Source organism: Larkinella ripae (assembly GCF_054780775.1).
This window is the reverse complement of the sequence record NZ_BAAGVR010000033.1, coordinates 196039-217649: the sequence shown is the minus strand read 5'-3', so window position 1 is coordinate 217649 and position 21611 is coordinate 196039. Positions and strand designations below refer to the sequence as shown.

The window sequence follows — 21611 nt, the reverse complement described above, 5'->3', positions numbered from 1 at the left end:
GGGTTAAAGCGTGAGGTTCAGGCCAACGGAAATCACTTTTTGCTGCGGGTAATTGCGCCCGTTTACTTCACTCACTTCCGGGTCGAAATTCCGCATCTTCGTCCAGGTCAGCACGTTTTGTCCGGCGATAAACACCCGCGCGTTTTGCAGTTTCACCCGTTGGGCAATCACCGCCGGAATCGAATAGGCCAGCGTCGCGCTTTTCAGCCGCAAATAACTAGCGTCGCCCATCCAGAACGACGACCGCTGGGTGTTGTTGGTGGTCGGTGCCGAGGTGATGCGCGGGTTGCGGGCGCTGGTGTTCTCGGGCGTCCAGTAATCCAGGTTATCCTCCAGGGCGCCCATGCCGTTGAAAAATGCCCAGGCCGCATCGTTCTGGTAATAAAAATTGGTCTTGGCCGCGCCCTGAAACAACAAATCCAGCGTAAATCCCTTGTACTGCACGTTCGGCGCAATGCCATAAATGATGCGGGGTGTCGCCACCGGATCCCCGATCTGCGTCAGGTCGTCGTCGTTGATCTTGCCGTCCTGGTTGATGTCTTCGTAGCGAATGTCGCCGGGCAGCACTTTGCCCCAGGGCTGCACCGCAATACCGGGTTTGAGGTTCCCCGCTTCGTCGAAATCCGACACCTGGAAGAAGCCCAGCGATTGAAAGCCAAACTGCGTGCCGAGCGGTTTTCCGGTCAGACGGCGGTTGAGGTTGTTGTAGGTCGCGGCCGCTTCGAACACCTGCAACAGCTTGTTTTTGGCGTAGGTGAAATTCCCGTTCAGCGACACCCGCAAATCCTGACCAAACCGGTACGTTGACCCAATGGACAGATCAATGCCCTGATTTTGCATGATTCCGGCATTGACCTGGCTTAACCCGATCCCGTACTCAGCGGGCACCACCACATCGGGGTTCACGAGCATGTTGGAGCGTTTTTCGTAGAAATAATCGGCTTCCAGGTTAATCAAACCCTTCCACAAGGTGGCTTCAATCCCGACATCGGTTTTCTTGGCCCGTTCCCACGTAATGTTCGGGTTAGGCTGGTTGCGCTCCCGAATTGCCTGAACCGCGTTACCCCCGATGACGTAGGCCGGACCCGCCACGCTGTAGGTGCTCATGTACTGAAAGGCACTGCCCGCCAGCGCCCCGACTTCGCCGTAAGAACCCCGGAGTTTCAGGTTGTCGATCCAGCGGACATTCTGCTTGATAAAATTTTCTTCCGACAGCCGCCAGCCGAGCGAGAACGCCGGAAAAAAACCGTACCGGTTTTCGGGGGCAAAGAAATAGCTGCCGTCGTACCGCCCACTCGCTTCGACCAGGTATTTGTCGGCGTAGTCGTACGTGACGCGGTAGACCACGCCCATCTGCCGGGCGTAGTTGGAGGTTCCGTTGGTGGTCATATCGGCCTGACTGGAGCTGCCCATGTCCAGCTCGTCGATGGTCAGGTTGTAGTTCCGGCGCGTCGCCCCCAGCACCAGCGCATCGTTGGCTTTGGCCTCGAAAACACCCAGCGCCCCGATGGTGCTCTTGCCAAACGAGCGCGTGTAGTTCAGGCTGGCCTGGTAGGTCAGTTGCTGCGTCTGGTTGTAACTCTGACTCAACGACGATTTGGCCTGTCCGAAAATACCGTCGGTAAAGACGTACGGTTTTTGCGCCGTGTTGACACTCGCCATGCGCACCGGCGTAATCCAGATTTTGTCCATCACCATCGACGGGTCGTAGGCAATCGTACCCTTCGCCACCAGTCCCGGAATAAACGGAATCTCCTGTTCAAGCGACAGTTGCGTATACAAAGCCGTGGTGTTGGTTTTCTGGTACCCGCTGTCGTAAATACTGCCGGTGACGTAGGTGCCGTTCATGCCGTTGCTGAAATAAAGCGGGCCGGTTTGCGGGTGGGCGTACCCGATCAACTCGAAAATGCGCGACGTTCCAATCGACGGATACTGGGCGCGCTGGAGCCGACCGTTGAGGTTAAAGGAAAGCTTCGTGGTTTTGGTCACCTGCGCGTCGAGGTTCATGGCCAGGTTATACCGCTGATTTTTGGTCGACGGCCACATCCCGGCCTGGTACTGGTACCCCAAACTGGCGTAATACTTGATGCGTTCGGCCCCGCCCGACAACTCGATGTTGTGCGTGGTGATGGTGGCGTTTCGGTTGACCAGCCTATCCACGTAATTGTCGGTGGAATAGGCGTCATTGTCCGATCCGTCCCGGAATTTCTGGAGGGCTTCTTCCGAATACGGCAGCGGCAAACCGGCGTACTGGGCAGCTGCGTTTTTCAAAACCGCAAAGTCGTAGCCGTACAGGTATTTGGGCATGGCGGTGGGATTCTGAAAACCGACATAGCCGTTGTACGACAGCGTGGGCGTTCCGGTTTTGCCGCGTTTGGTGGTCACCAGCACCACCCCGTTGGCGCCCGCAACGCCGTAGGGTGCCACGGCGGCTGCGTCTTTCAAGATGGTAAAGGTGTCAATCGTGTTGGGGTCGAGCTGCTGAAAATTGCGCGGAATCCCGTCCACAATCAGCAGGGGCTGGTTGGCGCCCGTCGATGAAATACCGCGGATGTAGATGTTGGATCCGTCGCGCCCCGGTTCGCCCGAGCCCTGTTTGACAATGACGCCCGGCAGCCGTCCGCCCAGGCTGTTGCTCAGGTTCGTGACCGGCACCGTGGCAATTTCCTCGCCTTTCATGGCCGATACGGCCGCCGTCACCGAAGTTTTCTTCTGCACGCCGTAGCCCACCACCACCACTTCGCTCAGCGCCTTGATGTCCGGCTTGAGGCCCACGTTAATTTCGGTGCGGTCGCCCACCAGCACTTCCTGCGGTTCGTAGCCCACAAAGCTGAACACCAGGACGGCTTCCGGGCCCGGAACGGCCAGCCGGTAGGTGCCGCTGCCGTCGGTGGTGGTGCCGCGCGTCGAACCTTTCAGCACGATGCTGACGCCCGGCAGTTCGTCGCCTTTCGTGCCGTCGGTGACGCGGCCCTGCACGTTGATTTCGGCAACGGCCGGTTTTTCGGACGCTACCGCGTTTGGAGCATCCGTCGTTAGGGTTTCGGCGGATTTGCGGTTTTCGAGCGGGCGGGCGAGAGTGGTTTCCGGAAATCGGCCCGCGGGCAAATCCGTCCTCCGCTGCGGCTCTTTCCCGGTGATCACGTAGCCGCCGTTCCGGGATTTTTTGTAGGCCAGCCCGAACGGTTTCAACACGGTTTCCAGGTTGGTTTCGAGTTGGTCGTCCCAGCGAATGGCGTCGGCTGAAACCACGTAGCCATCCACAATCCGGTCAAAAAACAGGATGTCTACCTTGTAGAAGGTCTTCAGCTCGCGCAGGGTTTCTTTCAACTGCCGGTTTTCGGCCCGGACACTCTGCGGTTGCCGGGTCGTTGTCTGAGCTTTGGCCAGCATCTGGGCCCAACCGGGCTGAATCAGTCCCAGAACCAGGACCAGCAGCAGGGGTATTTGTTTTTTCATGGGTTTAGGAAAAAGGGGGTTAGTTAGCAGGATCGGAAATAATGATGTGGTTACCGGTGCGCCTGTAGGTCAGGGCCGAGCCTTCCATGAGCGATTCCAGCAATTCTTCGGCATTATGGGCCGTGTAGGAACCGGAAACCGTCCACTGGGCCAGCCTGGGATCGGCAATTTCCAGGTCAAGGCCGTAATTTTCCTTGAATAAATGGGTAATTTCTTCCAGGGTCGTTTCGTCAAACACAAAGCGGTTTTCGCGCCAGGCCGCCGTATTTTCGGGCTGGCTCAGCTTCCGAAGCTGCACCGGGCCGTTCTGCCGGTCGAGCGTCACCAAATCACCCGGTTTCATCGTCAGTTCCCGGGGCGCCTGGCCTTCCTGGTAGCGAAGCTGCACCTTGCCTTTGTTCAGCACCACCTTGCCGCCCCGCTCGCGGTTGTAAACGGTAAACTCCGTGCCCAGCACCACTACTTCAAAATTGCGGGCGGTTTTCACCACAAACCGCTGATCGTCGGTGGTGTGCGTGACCGAAAAGGTGGCTTCTCCCGTCAGTTCCACAGCCCGGGTTTGCCAGCCAAAGCCAAACCGGGGCACCTTCAGCGTCGAGTTGGCATTCAGCACCACCTCGCTCCCATCCGCCAGTGTCAGCGGACGGGTTTCTCCGTAGGCGGTGGAAAAGGTTTCGTTTAAAACCGCATCCCGAAACCACCAGCCGCCCGCCAGGACCAGCACCACCGAAGCTGCCGCCACCCACTGGTGCCACACCATCCGTGACCAGACGGGCAAAACCGGCTCGCTTTCCTCCACCGGCGTTCGGGGGATCGGCACCTGCTGCATCCGGCGCTGGTGCCGTTCCAGGGCCGTTTGCACGTTGGCGACGTATTGCGGATGCTGGCTTTCCCAGAGTTCCAGCCAGGAAAAAAACTGTTCCCGGTTGGCCGCTTCCTGCGCCCATTCGTCAATCAACTGCTTCTGAAAGGCCGTGGTCCGGCCCGCAAAATAGTTGAACAGCAATTCTTTTGTTACTTGCGTTTTCATAATTCAGGCGTGGTTCGATGCGCCCCGGCCGGAGCGCCCAAAAACCCGTGTTTCAGAAAAATGTTGTGGTTTTACTGGGTATACTGGCAGAAGCTGATCAGCAGAATCAGCCATTTGTCTTTCAGAAAACTGCGGACGTGGTGAATGGCCCGGTACATGTGGACTTCAACGGTGCGTAGCGACAGGTTGAGTTCGGTGGCAATTTCGGCGTATTTCCGGCCTTCGAAGCGGTGCATGACGTAAACCGTCCGCTGCTTCACCGGCATGGCGTCGATGGCCTTCTCCACGTCGTGGTACAGTTCCTCAAACTGCGTCACGGAGTCGGGCTGCTGCTCGGTGGGAAACGAAAGCCGCTCGGCCTGTTCCAGCGAGGTGCTGCGTTTCATCTCGGCCCGCACGTAGTCGAACGCCCGGTTGCGGACGGCGGTAAACAGGAAAGCACGGTACGAAGTGGTAATGGTGCGGTAAACCTGCCCGGCGTGAAATTCGTAGAAAATGTCCGATACGATGTCTTCGGCAATTTCCTTGGAAGAAACAAACCGTACGACGTGGCTGCACAGCGGCTGGTAATAGTGCTGAAACAAGAGGGCAATGCCCGCATCCGGGTCCTGGGCAAACGCTTTATGAATCAGCACCTCCGGGTCCAGCACGGTCGAGGGTCGCTGAAACTGGGCATAATCCCCGAACGGAAAGGGGGCTCCTTCGTTGCCGTTCGGTTCCGGTAGTAAACGTCTAACCTCTCCCATGTTGGTTGAATGTAGAAAATACAAATCAGAAAGGCAAAAACTCGTGCGTTGATAACCAGAGACGATTGACGTCCGCAAAAACACTTACTGTTTTTTTATTTTTTTTGGCAGATTTGAAAAACATTCCGGTTTTTACCGGTTTACCCCCGGATTCACCAAACAGGCTACCAACGATCCCAAACCCATGCAAACAACACCAAACCGCCCAGCCGCTCATCCCCGCGAATCCACGACCGGGCACCCTTCCTATCCGTTTAAAGTGGGTTTGTTTGGCATTGGCCTGGACACGTACTGGGCGCAGTTCGACGGTCTGGAAAACCGGCTGAAAGGCTATCTCCGGCGGGTTGAGGAGCGGTTTCGGCGCCCGGAGGTGGAGGTCGTCAACCTGGGGCTGGTCGATTCGCCGGAAAAGGCGCTGGCGGCCGGTCACCAGTTCCGGCAGGCCGACATCGATCTGCTGTTCATTTACGTGACAACCTACGCCCTTTCGGCCACGGTTTTGCCGGTCGTGCAACGCGCCAAAGTGCCGGTGATTATCCTGAACCTGGCGCCCGAACCGGCCATCAACTACGAGTGGTTCAATCAGTTGAACGACCGCACCCGCATGACCGGGGAATGGCTGGCCTATTGCTCGGCCTGCCCCGTGCCGGAAATTGCCAACGTGTTCCGGCGCGCCCACATCCCGTTTCAGCAGGTGACCGGTATGCTCGAAAACGATCCGGAAGGCTGGCAGCAGATTGACGAATGGATCGAAGCCGGGCGGGTGGCCCACATTATGGCGCACAACTGCCTGGGTCTGATGGGCAATTACTACAGCGGCATGCTCGATATTTACGCCGACCTGACGCTGCAAACCGCGACCTTCGGCGGTCACATGAAGATCGTGGAAGTGGACGAACTCTCGGCCCTGCGCGAAACCGTCTCCTCCGATCAAATCCGGGAACGAACCCGGTTTTTCGCCGAAACGTTTGCCATTCAGGACGATTGCTCATCCGACGAGCTGGACCGGGCCGCCCGCACCTCCGTGGCGCTGGACCAACTGGTGGAAATACACGGTCTGGGCTCGCTTGCCTATTACCACAAAGGCAGCGGCAATCCGGCCAACGAGGATACGATGAGTTCGGTTATTCTGGGTACTTCGCTGCTCACGGCGCGGGGGATTCCGGTGGCCGGGGAATACGAAGTCAAGAATGCGCAGGCCATGAAAATCATGGACAGCTTCGGCGCGGGCGGTTCATTTACCGAATACTACGCAATGGATTTTACGGACGATGTGGTGCTGATGGGCCACGACGGCCCCGGCCACATCCGGATTGCCGAAGGAAAAACCAAGGTTCGACCGCTGTACGTTTACCACGGCAAAGTGGGCCGGGGACTGTCAGTGGAAATGTCGGTCAAAAACGGGCCGGTCACGCTGCTGTCGGTGGTGGAAAACGGGAACGGCAAAATCAGTCTGCTCGTGGCCGAGGGCGAGTCCGTACCGGGCCCGATCCTGCAAATCGGCAACACGAACAGCCGCTACCGGTTTTCGCCGGGAGCCCGAAACTTCGTGCAGACCTGGAACAGCCACGGCCCGGCCCACCACTGCGCCGTCGGCGTCGGTCACCTGGCCTCGAAGCTGGCGAAACTGGGGGCTTTGCTATCGATCGAGGTGATTCAGGTGTGTTGACTGGCATTGCCGGTTTTCCCGGTAACGGGTTAACAACTCAGCACGGGGAAAACCAAATGCCGCTTTTCCTTCCCAACCGTTTACTCAGTTGTCTCTTCGTGCGGCTGTTTAAGGCCCTCGTAAGCCTCTTTTGTCCCGGCGCGCAACGTCCCATCGGCTCGCTGCCTGATAAGCTGCTTATTTTGTTGCATCGCGTCAGAATAAGCTGTTCGATCAACAGCACTGATAACGTCCTAAACAACAAGATAATGACAGCCGTAAGCAAATCACTTTCGCTCCATCCAGCGCGTCCAGTCAAAGTAATCAGCCCGGGAATGGCAATGGGACTTTTTTTAGCGGTTCTGGCCCTCGCTGGATCAGGGGGGACGGCATACTGGCTCTGGACCACGGGTCAACCGCCGGCCTTCCTCTGGGTGGCATTGACCCTCGAACTAACGGTTCTGGTCGCCGGTACCTCCTTCGCCTTGTTGATCCTCGGCGAAAATCCGGAACGGCTTGCCGCTAGCTGACCTTCTTGCCTCGCCCCAAACCCTTTCGAAAGGCCGTCGGGCTGTGGCCTCTCTGCTTCCGGAAAAATTTGTTCAGGTGATTTTCGTCCGTAAAACCGAGTTCCCGGGCAATTTCGGTGATGCGCAGGTCGCTGTGCTGCAAGCGGGCTTCGATCAGTTTCAGGCGGTAATGGGTCACGTATTGCTGCATGGTTTCGCTGGCGTGCTTTTTGAAATACCGGCCCAGGTACGTTTTTGAAATTCCAAAATGCCGGCTGACGGCTTCGGCCCGGATTTTCTCCGGCTGGTAAATATGGTTCTGGATGAAATTCAGAATGTCGAGCGCCTTTTCGTCGGTGTTTTCGCTGACGTGTTCGGGCAAATACCGGGCGATGTTGCGGGCCACGAGCAGAATAAGCGTATTTACGAGTTGCCGAATCAGCTCCCGGTTGTACAAATCCCGGTTTTCGTATTCCCGAATGATGGCTTCGATGGTGGGCCGCACCAGGCGTTTGTCCGACTGATTTTTCAGAATACAACCCGGCTGGTGATTGGCATTTTGCAGAATATATTCCAGTCGCTGGATGTTACCGGCGTGCAAAGCGCTGGATTTGATGTAGATATCGTTAAAACGCAGAAAAAACAGTTGCGTGGTGGTTTCGACCTCCAGCGCGTGGCAGTCGTCCGGTGTAATCAGAAACAGGTGGTCTGCGTGGTATTTAAACTGGTTTTTATTGATGCACTGCCGCCCCGTCCCCGACAGAATGTACACCAGTTCAAAAAACGAATGCTGGTGTTCGAGTTTCGGACAATCGTCGATCGTTTTGTAAACAATTTCGAACGGTTCGTGGAGGCTTTCCTTGTTCATGGCACAATTTTACCAAAAAAACGAAAAGATATACCAGATAAGATCAGGAAAAAGGGTATAAGTTTGCGTCATCATTAAGGTAACACCATTATGAAAGCAATCATAACCGACGGTTTTGGGGGGGTCGAACACCTGATTCAAACCGACATTTCCACGCCCGTTCTTCAGGACAACGACGTTCTAATCCAGGTTAAGGCCATCAGTATCAATCCCGTAGACGTGAAAACCCGGGCGGGCAAGGGCGTCGCAGGGCGTTTAAAAGACCGTAATCCCCTGATTTTAGGCTGGGACGTTTCGGGGGTTATTACTGAAACCGGCCGTCAGGTGACGGATTTTAAGGTGGGCGATGCGGTTTTTGGCATGGTGAATTTTCCGGGCCACGGCCAAGCCTACGCCGAATACGTGGCGGCACCGGCCTCCCAACTTGCCCTGAAACCCGCCAACATTTCGCACGGAGAAGCCGCAGCCGTCACCCTGGCTGCGCTCACCGCCTGGCAGGGTATGCCCAGTCAGGGGCCCATTCAGGCCGGTCAGAAGGTGCTGATTCACGCGGCAGCCGGTGGCGTCGGGCATTTTGCCGTGCAGCTTGCCAAACTTTGGGGTGCCTACGTGATTGGCACGTCGTCGGCGGCCAACCGGGATTTTGTGCTGAGCCTGGGGGCGGATGAGCACATTGATTATCAGTCCCAAAAACTGGACGAAGTTACCTCCAACGTCGATTTTGTCTTCGACACCGTTGGGGGCGATACCATTGACAAATCGCTGACCGTGATGAAACCGGGTGGCATCCTCATCAGCATTCCCAGCGGCAAAAACGATCAGGTAGCCGAAAAAGCAGCCGCCAAAGGCATCAACGGTTTTCCGTTCATGGTGCAATCCAACGGCGACGACATGCAAAAACTGGCCGACCTGCTGGAAAAAGGCCTGCTGAAAGCCCACATTTTCAAAACCTATCCGTTCGATCAGATGGCCGATGCGCACCTTCAGGTGGAAACGGGCAAAACCGTCGGGAAAGTGATCGTAACGGTTTAATGCGGCAGCAGGCGCTGCGGAAAGGCTGGAAATAAACCTTTCGTTTCCGAACGTGTTCAATGGGTCAACCCCTTCCCTGGAAGCACGCATCGACGCCCGGAATTTTGGCCGGTTTTTGCGCTGAGCTTCCGGGCGTCCATCCCGTTATGAAAACACACTGGTTTATTCTGCTCATTCTGCTGACGTTCTTAGCCCGTCCGGGTACGGCGCAACCCGATAACCAATCCCCCAAACGCTACATCAGAGTTCCGGCGGGTTACCTGATGGTGCTGCGGCAGGGCGACGATGTGTTTGCGCACCTGGAAGCGTTCGCCCAAACCGAAAAAATACCGTCGGCTACTTTCACGGGAATGGGGTTTGTGAATGTCAAATTTGGCTACTTCAACCGCAAGACCAAACAGTACGACCCCAAAGAATTTGAGGACGTGGAGCTGGCCAGCCTGACGGGTTCCATCGCCTGGCAGGATCAAAAACCGTCCCTGCACATCCACGGCGTGGTGACCGACAAACGTTTTCAGGCCTACGGCGGCCACCTGCTGGCGGCCACGGTCGGAACCGGATCGGTGGAAATCATGATTACCGTTCACGACAAACCGCTCCAGCGGGTGATGGAACAACCGCTGGGTGCCAACGTGCTCCAACTGGGCCACTGATCGTGCCCGGGCAGCCGGCGCCCCTGCGAATCCGGATCAGCGCCCGAAGCGTTCCATCAACTTTTGTGCGTCCATTGCTGTTGTGGAGGAGGGCTTTCAGCGCCCGAAAGGCAGTTCAACCTCTTTTAAACAATTGAAAAATGGAATTAGGCATCAGTAGCTTTGGTGAAGTAGTACCCGATCAAGTGGCGGGAAAAGCCGTCAATGCCCACCAGCGCATGCAGCAATTGCTGGCCGAAATCAAACTGGCCGATGAAGTCGGGCTGGACGTTTTCGCCCTGGGCGAACACCACCGCCCGGATTTCATGGTGTCCTCTCCCGAAGTCATTCTGGCGGCAGCCGCAGCCCAGACCCAAAACATCCGTTTGTCCAGCTCCGTCACGGTTTTGAGTTCGGCGGATCCGGTGCGGGTTTTTCAGAATTTTGCTTCCCTCGATCTGATTTCGAACGGGCGGGCCGAAATTATGGCCGGGCGCGGCTCGTTCATCGAATCGTTTCCGCTGTTCGGTTACGACTTGCAGGATTACGACGAGCTGTTCACCGAGAAGCTGGATTTGCTGCTGGCCATCAATAAAAACGAACGGGTCAACTGGCAGGGAAATTTCCGGCCCGCCATTCACAACCTGGGTGTTTACCCCCGGCCTTTTCAGGAATCGCTCCCGATCTGGCTGGCCGTTGGCGGCACCCCGGCTTCGGCGGTTCGGGCGGGCACGATGAACCTGCCGATGACGCTGGCGATTCTGGGCGGCACCCCCGACCGGTTTGTGCCGTTTGTCAATCTGTTCCGGCAGTCGGCCCAGAAAGCCGGGCACGATGTGACCAGACTACCCCTGGCGATCAATTCCCATTTTTACCTGGCCGACGATTCGCAACAGGCTTCCAATGAGCTGTTTCCACCCTATGAAGTGATGATGAACCGGATTGGGCGCGAACGCGGCTGGTCGCCCCTGGGCCGGGAGCAGTTCGAGTACATGCGTCAGTCCGGTCCGCTCATGGTGGGCAGTCCGCAGCAGGTCATCGACAAGATTCTGAAATTCCACGAATTGTTTAAAAACACCCGGTATCTTGCGCAGGTCATTGGCGGGGCTGAAATTCCGCACCAAAAGATTCTGCATTCCATTGAATTATTCGGCACTAAAGTAGCGCCAGAGGTCCGAAAAGCGCTGAAAGCCACAAAAGAAGGCGTTACTTCCTAGAACGATCCCAACCGATTTCCGCTCCGTTGCCAAATTGCCCGGGGGCAATTTGGCAACGGGTTGTGCATATAGATGACGAAATAAGTGACTTCTGCTTCCCGGATTCGTCTAATTTAAAAAAACGGATTGAACCGTTCGCTTCTCCGCTCCTGATCAACCACCCGCCTGTCAGCGCGTAGAACGTCGTCAGCAGGCCTTTTCACGGCTTTTGACCCGAACGGTTTCATGCACAACCCTTATGAAACTACTCTACCGTCTGCCTGTCCACCCGATTCATCACCCCGTCCGTCGTTCGTCGTTTTTCCTGTGGGCTCTCCTTTTAATTTTGTTTTGCCATTCAACCTTCGCCCAAACGCCGACCCCATTTGACTGTTCAAACGGATTAGGATACATTCTGACCAACCCAACCACCAACGCCAACGGGAACGTCACCAGCTTTTATTCCTTCAATTTGTCCGATGGCAGTTCCACGCTGATCAAAGCCGGGATTTTACCCGAACCCAACCGGTTTTTGAATGCCTTCGGCTACAACATGAAGGACAACTTCCTTTACGGATATCGGTACAATACCAACCAGATTGCCCGGCTGGGCAGCAACGGGGCGGTGGAACTGCTGACGGTTTCGGGTCTGAGCCCATCGGGCAGCTACGCCACGGGGGATATCAGTCCCGGCGGCATTATGTACCTGTACGGTTCCGGCACCGTGGTCGCCATTAATTTGAACAATTCGCCACTGGTCGCCCAAACCCTGCTGACTGGTTCGGCGGCATCGGCCTTAAGCGGGCTGAACGACTGGACGATCAGCCCGATCGACGGAAAAATCTACGGCATGACAACCGCCAAAACGCTGGTCAGTTACGACCCGGCCACCAATACCGTGACCACCATCGGGCCCGTCGCCGGTTTAAGCAGTGAATCGGGCGCTTTTGGTACGGCATTTATGGATAGCTACGGAAATATGTACATTGGTAACAATGCGAGTGGGCACCTTTATAAAATCCCCACGCCGAATGCGCCGTCCCTACCCGTTACGGCCAGCTCGTTTTCAAACAGCCTGGAAGGTCTGAGCCCGGGCGACGGGGCGCGGTGTGCCAACCAGATCGTGCTTCCGTCGGCCAACGATGATCAGGCCTGTGCGGTTTCGGCAGCTGCGCCGGTTTCGATTGGGGTCGCAACCAATGATGGCGCCGGTAGTTTTCCGCTTAACGCGGCTTCGGTCCGGCTGGTCGACCCGGTTTCGGGCTCAGCCGTAACCACCGTGACCATTTCCGGAGAGGGCACGTATACGGTGAATACCACCACCGGCGTCATCACGTTTACTCCGGCATCCGGTTTTACGAGCTCCACGGTTCAGTATACCATTCGGGACAATCAGGGCAATTTGTCGGGCCGGGCCACGGTATCCGTTGCCCTCTGCGGCCTTCCGGTGCGGCTGGTCAGTTTTGCCGCTCGAGGAACCGGACAAACCATCGAGCTAAGCTGGAAAACCGCGGAAGAAGTAAATTTCGACCACTTCGAAATCGAACGGACGCTCGACCCCCGCAGCGGGTTTGATTTTCTGGCGGCCGTTGCTCCCCAACCGGATGTGATGAAGGGCAACTATGTATATCAGGACAAAACCGCCCAGCCCAATGCGTACTACTATTATCGGTTGAAGATGGTAGACCGGGATGAGACGTACGCGCATTCAAAAATCCAATCGGCGCGCTGGGTCCTGGACCGAACGACGAAGGTGTTTCCCAACCCCGCCAAAACCAGCCTGACCGTCACCTGCGCCGAACCCATTGCCGCCTACCGGCTCCTCAACCTGTCGGGCCAACCGGTGCTCACCAAATCGGACGTTCAAAGCCCTAAAATCGACCTGATCCTGCCGGCGTTACCGGCCGGTTTTTATCTGTTGCAGCTTACCACCCAAAGTGGCCAGACGGAGAGCCAGAAAGTGATTATCGAGTAGAACTTGGGGTGCGTCAAACCAAAGAACAGTGCTGGGAATGTAGCTGCCTCCCGCAGTAAGGTAAAGATTATCAGGGGTCGACCATTGCCCAACTGGGTGTTATGCGTATTTTAAGGGGTGAAAAGAAACCCTTATATGAAAACACCTTCGCTTACCCGCCGTGGTTTTATAAACCGCACCGGCCTTTTGCTGGCGGGATTGACCCTAACGCTTGACGAGGGGCTGGCTGCCCAGACCGAACCGATCATTGATATCCACCAGCACACCGATTACATGGGCCGGACCCACGATCAGCTCATCGCTCACCAGCGGGCGATGGGCGTGACCACCACCGTGCTGCTCCCGGCCGGAACGCCCGCGTTCGGTCTTTCGACGCACAAAGGCGAATCGAACGGCCTACAGGCGAAGTGCAGCGGCAACGAAACCTGTTACAACCTGGCGAAGCAATACCCGAAGGAGTTTGTCTTTGCGTCCAATGAAGTTCCGGATTTGCCGGACGCCACGAAGGAGATTGAAAAATTCCTGAAGCTCGGTGCCCTGGTCATTGGCGAGTCGAAATTCGGCGTACAGTGCGATTCACCCGAAATGCAACGCATCTACGAACTGGCTCAGACGTACCGCGTTCCGGTTTTGATGCACTGGCAGCACGGGATGTACAACTACGATTTCACCCGGTTTTATACTATGCTGGAAAAATACCCGAAGGTCAATTTTATCGGACACGCGCAAACCTGGTGGGCCAATATCGACAAGAACCACCACGACCAGACGGTTTTGTATCCCAAAACGAAAGTGACGCCCGGTGGAATTACCGACCAACTGCTGAGCGATTACCCGAACATGTACGCCGATATGTCGGCTGGTTCAGGCCTGAATGCCCTGCAACGCGACGAAGACCACGCCCGGGGATTTCTGGAACGGCACCAGAACAAGCTGCTGTTCGGCAGTGATTGCGTCGATGCGGTCGGCCACGGCCCCCAGTGTCAGGGCTCGCAGACGATTGCCACCATCCGCAGACTGGCTCCCTCCAAATCCATCGAGCGCAAGATTTTACACGATAATGCCAAAAAGCTGTTCCGCCTGTAAACAGCTTACCCGAATAAATTCAAAAACCGGCCCGGGCCGCTTCCCTATCCCCTAAACTCATGACTCGACTCGCTACCCATCGAAGGGCGTTCGTCTTTTTTTTGTTTCTCCTCGGCTTTTTCTCCTGTTCGAAAAAGCGGTACAGCGACCCGCTAACGCCCGACAATGCCCTGGGAAGTTTTCAGCTGCGGGACGGTTTTTCAATCGAAACCTTTGCCGCTGAACCGTTCGTTGCCGATCCGGTGGACCTCGTTTTCGACGAACAGGGCACCGCATACGTGGTCGAAATGGGTGATTACCCGGGCAAACCCGAACCGGGAAAAGGCAAGGGCAAAATCCGGATGCTGGCCGACACCAACCGGGACGGTAAAATCGACAAGTCGGTGATTTTTGTCGATTCCATTCCGGATGCCACGAGTATGCTGCCCTGGGAAGGCGGTTTGATCGTGGCGGCTGCGCCCGACATCCTGTTTCTGAAAGACACCACCGGCGACTTCCGGGCCGACGTGCGCGAAGTCTTGTTTACCGGTTTTTTTGCGAACAATTCCGAAGCCCAGATTACGTGCCTTCGCTACGGCATCGACAACTGGATTTACGCCAACAACAACGGCCAGGAAGGCCAGGTCCGGTTTCTGCGCCAACCCGGTGCACCCGCACTGACCGTCAGCGGTGGAGATTTCCGGTTTCGGCTCGATCGGGGCCTGTTCGAAGTGGAATCAGGAACCGGGCAGTTTGGGATGGCCCTCGACGATTTTGGACACCGGTTTTTTACCCAAAATACCATTCACATCCAGCAGGCGCCGATTGCCGGCCGGTACCTGCGCCGGAATCCGGATCTGATCGCGCCAAAAGGTTCCGTCAACATCTCGGATCATGATCTGGAAATGTTCCAGCAGACTCCGCCCCCTTACTGGCGCAAAGAACGCACCGACCGTCGGCAGAAGCAGTACGACGAAGCCAACCTCGGCCGGAAAGAATACGCCGAAGATCATTTTACGGGTTCTTCGGGCGGTATGTTCTTCGAAGGAGACGGTTTTCCGGATGGCTATTACGGATCGGTTTTTACGGGGGATGTGGCCGGCAACCTCATCCACCGGGATGTGCTCACGCCCGCAACCGACAAGCCGGTTCTGGTGGCCAAACGTGCCGATGGGGAAACCGATCGGGAGTTTCTGGCTTCGACCGACCCCTGGTTTCGGCCCGCCAGCCTGGTCACCGGGCCGGACGGTTTTCTGTATGTAGTCGATATGTACCGCCAGCACATCGAAACCCCGGTTTCCATTCCGGACGACCTGAAAGCGGACATGGATTTCCTGAACGGAAATGACAAGGGACGCATCTATCGAATTTTGCCCAAAAATGCCCCAAACCGTCCTAAAGAAGGCCCCAACTTACGGCAACAAACCTCGGCGGAACTGGTCAGGCTGCTGGCCCACCCAAACCGCTGGAACCGGCTACAGGCCCAGCGCCTGCTGCTGGAACGAAAGGATCGGTCGGTGATTCCGGGCCTGAAAACCGTGTTTGCGCAGCACACCGATCCGCGCGCCCGGCTGCACGCCTTTTATACGTTGGAAGGCTTGAATGCGCTGGATAAGGATTTGGTTCAGAAAGCGTTGCAGGACTCCCAGGCTGGTGTCCGCGAACACGGTTTGATGCTGGCCGAGCGCTTTCCGGCCTTGTTGGCCCACATCCTGAAAATGACCGAAGATACCTCGCTGCCCGTGGCTTTGCAGGCCTGCCTGAGTGCCGGGCAGGTGAACAGCCCCGCTGTGGTTTCGGCTTTGGCCCAGGCCCTTGCCAAACACCCCGAAGATGCCTGGTTTCGGACCGCCGTGCTGAGCTCGTCCGCTGGCTCATCTTCGGCCCTGATGACCTTGTTAGCGAATCAGAAACCGTTTTTCAGCGATACCACCGCCGGGAAGCAGGCCTTTCTGACCGGTTTTTCGCGGGTGGTCGGTCACCGAAAAAAACCGGACGAAATGGCGTGGCTGATTGACTTTCTGAATAGGCCGACCCCACGGCAGGAAAGCTGGCAACTCGCCGGTTTAGCGGGGCTGAGCGAAGGTCTTCAAAAATCGGAAGGGAAAACCGATCCCGGGCCGAAACTCCCGCAAGCCCTCCAGAAACTGGAAGCCCGTACCCCATCGGCGGAGGTTAAAAAAGCCATTGCCGGGGTGCGGCAAGCGTTGACAAAACCAGCTTCCATCTGATCGATAAGCACGTATGAAACAAACGCATTCACGCCGATTTTTCCTGAAACGCTCGGCGTCAGCCGGTTTTCTCCTGGGAAGCGGCAACCTGTTGCTCGTCGCCTGTGATTCCAAGAAAACCGCCCAGACGGAAAAGGCGAAACAACCGGCGGCCAACCCCTGCGAGGATTATTCAGGGGTCCCTGCTGAGGAGTTAAAGAAGCGGAAAGACCTGGGCTACGTAACCAAATCACCCATTCCGGAAAAACAGTGCAACAGTTGCAACCTGTGGCTGCCCCCGGCTCCGGGCCAGGAATGCGGAGGTTGCATGCTCTTCAAAGGACCGATTTATGCCAACGCGCACTGCACCTACTGGGCACCCCAGGTCAGCACTTGATGGGTAAAAATCAACACGTTATAAAACAGCCAGCGCGATTCACCCGGGGGTAAACCGCGCTGGCTGTTTTTTCAAAACCGGCTTAGTAGCCCGCGTTCTGGGTCAAATAGCCGGGCAGATTGGAAGCACCGTCAATGGCCGTTTGCGGAATCGGGAAAATCCGTTTTTGCCGATCGCTATTGGTTTTTTCGGTCCATTTGTCCTCGTACTTGCCAAACCGGATCATGTCGGACCGGCGCAGCATTTCCCAGTAAAACTCAAACCCGCGCTCCCGGAACAACAGGTCCAGGTTCATCGACGTCAGGGCCGGTGGCGGGGTGGTCGCCGTCCGGGCGGCCCGCACCAGGTTGATATCAGCCAGGGCGCTGGCGGCATCGTTGCCCTTGCGAAGTTTGGCTTCGGCCCGCATGTGGTAAACGTCGGCTAACCGCAGAATGATGATGTCGGCTTCGCCAAAGTTCCGGCCGCTGACCGACTTCTTGCTGAACTCGTATTTCTCGACCCGGTAGCCGGTGTTGTAGTTACTTCCGGTCACGGAGAAATCAATCTGTTCCGTAAACTCAACCGCCTGCGTCGGGCGGTTTCGGGTGTCGTGGAACAGTTTAGCCACCTTGAACCGGCCATCTGCGCACTTCAGGAATACGCCGTTGCGCCGGATTAAACCGTATTGCTGACCGCGCAAAATACCCCGGTTCACGTTGAAACTGGCCTCGGCTACGCACGAATCCGCCGGATTGGAGTAAATCGACAGGTTTTGTTTGTAAAACCGGGGGTCAACCGTCGCCGGGTCTTTCGGCGCGTAGGCATTCACCCAGGTCCGGTAATAGTCGGGCGTGATGCCCGGTCCGTCGGTCCCGTTGGCGTTCGGGTAAGCAGGCAGCGGAAACTGATCGCCCGACAGCGAGAAGTAGGCCATCCGGTTGTGTCCGTTCAGTTCGGCCCGCTGATCGACCGCAAAAATCAGCTCCTTGTTGTCGTGGTTATCCGAATTGAAAATAGAAAAATAATCGCGCGAAAGCTGGTATTGCCCCGCATTGATGATCTTGTCGCTGTATTCAACCACCTTGTCCATGTCCTCCGGTTTGAACGTAAACTGAGCCGCATACGGATCCCGATACACCGCTGCGTTCAGGTGCAGACGGGCCAGCAGTCCCCAAACCGCCCCTTTTGTCAGGCGGCCCGGCCCCACGGTGGTTTCCAGATTCGGCTCGACAGCCAACAGTTCGCTTTTGATGTACTCCACCGCCTGATCACCCCGCAGGATGGTCGAATTGGCACCCAGATCATCTTTGACAAACACCAGCCCGAACATGTCCAGCGTCAGCAGCGAATAATACGCCCGCATCCCCCGCGCTTCGGCCAGGTAGGTTTTGGTCACCGGATCGTTCAGCGTCGGCAGCGTATTGATGGCCGTAATCGCCCGCGAAACGCCCTGCAAAATCAGGTTCCAGGTGTTCCGCATGTTGGGGTCCGTGCTCGTGTGCGTGTGCTGGTGCAGGGCCAGGTAAATACCGTTGTCGCCCCAGTCGGTTCCCCCCCGGTACGGCAAAATGGCTTCGTCAGTCGAAATTTCCTGGAGCGCGAAGTAGTTCGTGTGCGTAAAAATATCCGGCAACCGGGCGTAAACCGGCGCAATGATGCCGTCGGCGGCCTGGCGGTCGGAAAGGCCCGAGGCCGAGGCTTCGTCCAGCACATTTTCGGCCAGGTTGGTACACCCGTTCAGGATGTAGGCACCGGCCATGAGTAGCGTTATGGTCAGTATTTTTTTCATGACTGCGGTTTAAAAAGAGAGGTTCAGACCGAACACCAACGTCCGGGCTTTCGGGTAACTGAGGTAATCGATCCCGTACGATGAAATCCCGTTGACGGTCCGGTCGGTGTTTACTTCCGGGTCAAAACCGTCGTACTTGGTGATGACGAACAGGTTCTGGCCCGTGGCCGACAGCCGGATGCCCGAAACCCAGCGGTTGATGCCCAGCAGTTTAGGACTCAGGTTGTAGCCCAGTGACAGGTTGTTCAGCCGGAAAAAAGAACCATTTTTCAGATACCGCGACGAAACCGGGGCGGAGTTGTTGATGGACTCGTTCGCAAACTGAATGGCTTCGGCCGTGGTATTCAGGCCCTTGGACAGGCGCAGTTTGTAGAAATTGGCGTTGGCCGTATTGTCGTACAGCTTGTTGCCCGACACCCCGTTGAAGTTCATCGCCAGATCGAAGCCTTTGTAGGCCACGTTGCCATTGATGTTGAACTGCTTCGTCGGCAGGGCGCTGCCCACCGCGACCCGGTCTTTGTCCGTCACGATCCCGTCGCCGTCTACATCCCGGAAAGTGCTGATTCCCTTGTCATCAAAACCGGTGAAATCTTTCAGGAAGAAGGTGCCGATGGGTTGCCCGTTGACGTAGCCGTTGATGGTGGCCGACGACAGCCCCGAGCCGGTGGCGTTGCCGGATGCAATAACCGTATACGGCGAGTTGTTAACTTCGTTGTCGATAAACGTGATGTTCCCGCCAATATCAAACCGGAAACCGTTCAGGCTGGCGTAGCGGTAGTTCAGTTCCAGTTCGACACCCTGGTTGGTAATCGTCATGTTCGGCACGTTGGTCCAGAACGTACCGGCCGGCTGAACGGGGTCCGCCGGAATCACTTCCAGCAGGATGTTGTTGGAAACTTTCCGGAAATAATCGACCGAACCGGCCAGGGCACCCTTGAAAACGGCAAAATCCAGTCCGATGTCCGTTTGCGAGGAAACCTCCCACTGAATGTTCGGATTCGCCAGCCGCGAGTACGACGTTCCGGCCGGATACGGCCCGGTCGGCGCCAGCGGATAGCTCGTGGTGGCCGACACCTGCGAGGTAAACAGCGCCTGGGTGATTTTCGACGGAATTTCCTGGTTGCCGGTCTGGCCCCAGCCCGCCCGCAATTTCAGGTCCGTAAACGGCCCCGATTTCAGGAAGGCTTCTTCCGACAAGCGCCAGCCCACCGAGAACGAGGGAAAAACCCCGTATTTGTTGTTGGAACCGAATTTGGAAGAACCGTCGGCCCGGACGGTGGCCGTGGCCAGGTACCGGTCTTTGTACTGGTAATTGACCCGCGAGAAAAACGATTGAAGCTCATTTTCAAGCGCATAGCCACCCGGTTTGTTATTCGCCAGCGTCAGGTCCTGCCCCAAACCAGGGTTATAAATCGGCTCGATGGGCGAAATCGGGAATTTGTTGATGCTCGAACTGCGCTCCTGTACAAAAATTTTCTGGTACGAATGACCCAGCAATGCCGTCAGATTATGATCCGTTTGGGCCAGTGTGTACGTAAAGTAGTTCTCGACCAGCACGTTGCGATTGGTTTTGTAAATACTTTCCAGCCGACCGTCCTGCAGGGGAACCGCGCTCGGCAGCGACTGCCGATCCTGTACGGAACTCGAATTGTCGATCCCCAGATTCAGCCGGTACACCAGATCTTTCGTGAGTTTGAGCGACGGCGAAATGTTACCGATGACCCGGTTTATGGTGGTAACATCCTTTTCCAGTCCCAGGGTAATCAGCGGGTTCGTGCCGCTCTGATACTTAAACGGCTGGCCCTGATCGTCGTAGGCGGGCAGGGTGGGGTTGGCCGAAATTGCCCCGCCCACCAGCGATTCAATCGGTGGGCGCTGGTTGAAAGTGCTGCTTGCGTTCAGGTTAACATCCACCGTCAGCCGATCTTCCAGAAATTTCTGCGATACGTTGATGCGTCCGGTATAACGCTTCAGTTTGCTGTTTTTCAGAATTCCTTCCTGATCCTGAAGGCCGAACGAACCGTAGTACGTCAGTTTGTCTGACCCACCACTGAACGACAGGTTGTGGTTCTGGGTGTAGGCCGTCTGGGTGATTTCCTTCTGCCAGTCGGTCGATGCGCCGAAATCCTCCAGAACACCTCCGACCGCCGGAACCTGCCGACGGTATTCGTCCGCCGAAAAAACCGGCAGCGCCCGCGTCAGGTTCGAAATGCCCAGACTGGATGACACGTTGAAAGTCGAAAAACCGGCTTTCCCTTTTTTGGTCGTGATCAGCACCACGCCGTTCGCACCGCGCGAACCGTAAATGGCCGTGGCCGACGCATCCTTCAACACGTCGATCGACTCGATGTCCTGCGGATTCAGGAAGTTCAGCGGGTTGGTGCCCCCGCCCGTGCCGGAGTTGTCCAGCGCAATGCCGTCCAGCACAAAAAGCGGGGTGCTGCCCGTCCGGACCCCGCCCGGCCCGCGAATGGTAATGTTCTGATTTGCACCGGGTTCACCGCTGGCCGAGGTGACGTTGACGCCGGCCACTTTGCCCTGCAAAAGCTGCTCCGGCGAATTGATAATTCCTTTGTTGAACTCGGTGCTTTTGATTGATTTCACCGCGCCGGTCATGTCTTTTTTGGAGGCACTTCCGTAGCCGATCACCACAACCTGCGAGAGTTCTGAAGCCGAAGCTTTCAGGGTGACGTTGAGCGTGGACTGGTTGTTGACCGGCACTTCCTGCGACACAAACCCGATGAAACCAAACACCAAAACCGCGTTGGCATCCGGCACCGCAATCCGGTAGTCGCCGTTGGCGTCGGTCGTGGTGCCGCGTTGTGTGCCTTTCAAAACGACGCTGCAACCCGCCAGCGCTTCGTTTGTGGTGGCATCCGTAACCCGCCCGCTGACGGTTATGTCAGCCGCCGGTTTTTCCGCCGGCCAATTGGCCGTCTGGCGAGACGCCAGCACCTGCCCCCGGCCCTCAGCGGCCAGCAAACTGATTGCCAGAAGGATACAAAAAATTCTCCCCCATCGATTCCGGAGCGGAGGAGCAAACCTGTAGAAAATCATCATAGCTTTTGAAGAT

15 protein-coding genes are annotated in these 21611 nt (G+C 56.6%); 9 read left to right on the top strand and 6 right to left on the bottom strand.

From position 1 onward, the window contains the following. Positions 1-3: 3 nt before the first annotated feature. From ACYVHX_RS29270 to ACYVHX_RS29260, 3 genes are all read right to left on the bottom strand, one after another. Complete coding sequence (locus ACYVHX_RS29270) at positions 4-3459, bottom strand: SusC/RagA family TonB-linked outer membrane protein (protein WP_460675273.1); 3456 nt, start codon at positions 3457-3459, stop codon at positions 4-6. A gap of 19 nt (positions 3460-3478) precedes the next feature. Next, positions 3479-4489, bottom strand: a complete 1011-nt coding sequence (locus ACYVHX_RS29265) for a FecR family protein (RefSeq protein ID WP_460675272.1) — start codon at positions 4487-4489, stop codon at positions 3479-3481. 71 nt (positions 4490-4560) lie between these two features. Further along, positions 4561-5235: an RNA polymerase sigma-70 factor gene (locus ACYVHX_RS29260; RefSeq protein ID WP_460675271.1), complete on the bottom strand. Its 675-nt coding sequence runs from the start codon at positions 5233-5235 to the stop codon at positions 4561-4563. 184 nt (positions 5236-5419) lie between these two features. On the opposite strand from ACYVHX_RS29260, the gene ACYVHX_RS29255 reads away from it, so the two are divergent. Both ACYVHX_RS29255 and ACYVHX_RS29250 read left to right on the top strand, forming a co-directional pair. Beyond that, on the top strand, positions 5420-6904 hold the full coding sequence (locus tag ACYVHX_RS29255) for an arabinose isomerase (RefSeq protein WP_460675270.1): 1485 nt from the start codon (positions 5420-5422) through the stop codon (positions 6902-6904). Between the two features lie 56 nt (positions 6905-6960). Continuing rightward, on the top strand, positions 6961-7413 hold the full coding sequence (locus ACYVHX_RS29250; RefSeq protein ID WP_460675269.1) for a hypothetical protein: 453 nt from the start codon (positions 6961-6963) through the stop codon (positions 7411-7413). Here the strand turns inward: ACYVHX_RS29250 and ACYVHX_RS29245 are convergent. After that, positions 7406-8260 carry an AraC family transcriptional regulator gene (locus tag ACYVHX_RS29245; RefSeq protein WP_460675268.1) on the bottom strand — a complete coding sequence of 285 codons (855 nt, stop codon included), beginning with the start codon at positions 8258-8260 and terminating at the stop codon, positions 7406-7408. The genes ACYVHX_RS29250 and ACYVHX_RS29245 overlap by 8 nt on opposite strands. A 90-nt stretch (positions 8261-8350) precedes the next feature. Between ACYVHX_RS29245 and ACYVHX_RS29240 the strand changes: the two genes are divergently transcribed. From ACYVHX_RS29240 to ACYVHX_RS29210, 7 genes are all read left to right on the top strand, one after another. Then, complete coding sequence (locus tag ACYVHX_RS29240; protein WP_460675267.1) at positions 8351-9292, top strand: NADP-dependent oxidoreductase; 942 nt, start codon at positions 8351-8353, stop codon at positions 9290-9292. 146 nt (positions 9293-9438) lie between these two features. Further along, entirely contained in the window at positions 9439-9945 is a 507-nt protein-coding gene (locus ACYVHX_RS29235) for a PPC domain-containing DNA-binding protein (protein WP_460675266.1), read from the top strand. Between the two features lie 140 nt (positions 9946-10085). Beyond that, positions 10086-11141: an Atu2307/SP_0267 family LLM class monooxygenase gene (locus tag ACYVHX_RS29230; RefSeq protein WP_460675265.1), complete on the top strand. Its 1056-nt coding sequence runs from the start codon at positions 10086-10088 to the stop codon at positions 11139-11141. Positions 11142-11379: 238 nt separating this feature from the next. After that, entirely contained in the window at positions 11380-13095 is a 1716-nt protein-coding gene (locus tag ACYVHX_RS29225) for a DUF6923 family protein (RefSeq protein WP_460675264.1), read from the top strand. Positions 13096-13230: 135 nt separating this feature from the next. After that, entirely contained in the window at positions 13231-14181 is a 951-nt protein-coding gene (locus ACYVHX_RS29220; RefSeq protein WP_460675263.1) for an amidohydrolase family protein, read from the top strand. A 59-nt stretch (positions 14182-14240) separates the two neighbouring features. Further along, a complete protein-coding gene (locus ACYVHX_RS29215; RefSeq protein ID WP_460675262.1) occupies positions 14241-16391 on the top strand; it encodes a PVC-type heme-binding CxxCH protein in 2151 nt (716 codons plus the stop codon). A gap of 13 nt (positions 16392-16404) precedes the next feature. Continuing rightward, the gene (locus ACYVHX_RS29210) at positions 16405-16767 is read left to right on the top strand and encodes a high-potential iron-sulfur protein (protein WP_460675261.1); all 363 of its coding nucleotides are present in this window, start codon (positions 16405-16407) and stop codon (positions 16765-16767) included. An 82-nt stretch (positions 16768-16849) separates the two neighbouring features. On the opposite strand, the gene ACYVHX_RS29205 is transcribed toward ACYVHX_RS29210, so the two are convergent. Both ACYVHX_RS29205 and ACYVHX_RS29200 read right to left on the bottom strand, forming a co-directional pair. Continuing rightward, positions 16850-18538, bottom strand: coding sequence for a RagB/SusD family nutrient uptake outer membrane protein (locus tag ACYVHX_RS29205; protein ID WP_460675260.1), 1689 nt, complete (start codon positions 18536-18538; stop codon positions 16850-16852). Positions 18539-18547: 9 nt separating this feature from the next. Continuing rightward, positions 18548-21520 carry a SusC/RagA family TonB-linked outer membrane protein gene (locus tag ACYVHX_RS29200; protein ID WP_460675259.1) on the bottom strand — a complete coding sequence of 991 codons (2973 nt, stop codon included), beginning with the start codon at positions 21518-21520 and terminating at the stop codon, positions 18548-18550. Positions 21521-21611: the final 91 nt, after the last annotated feature.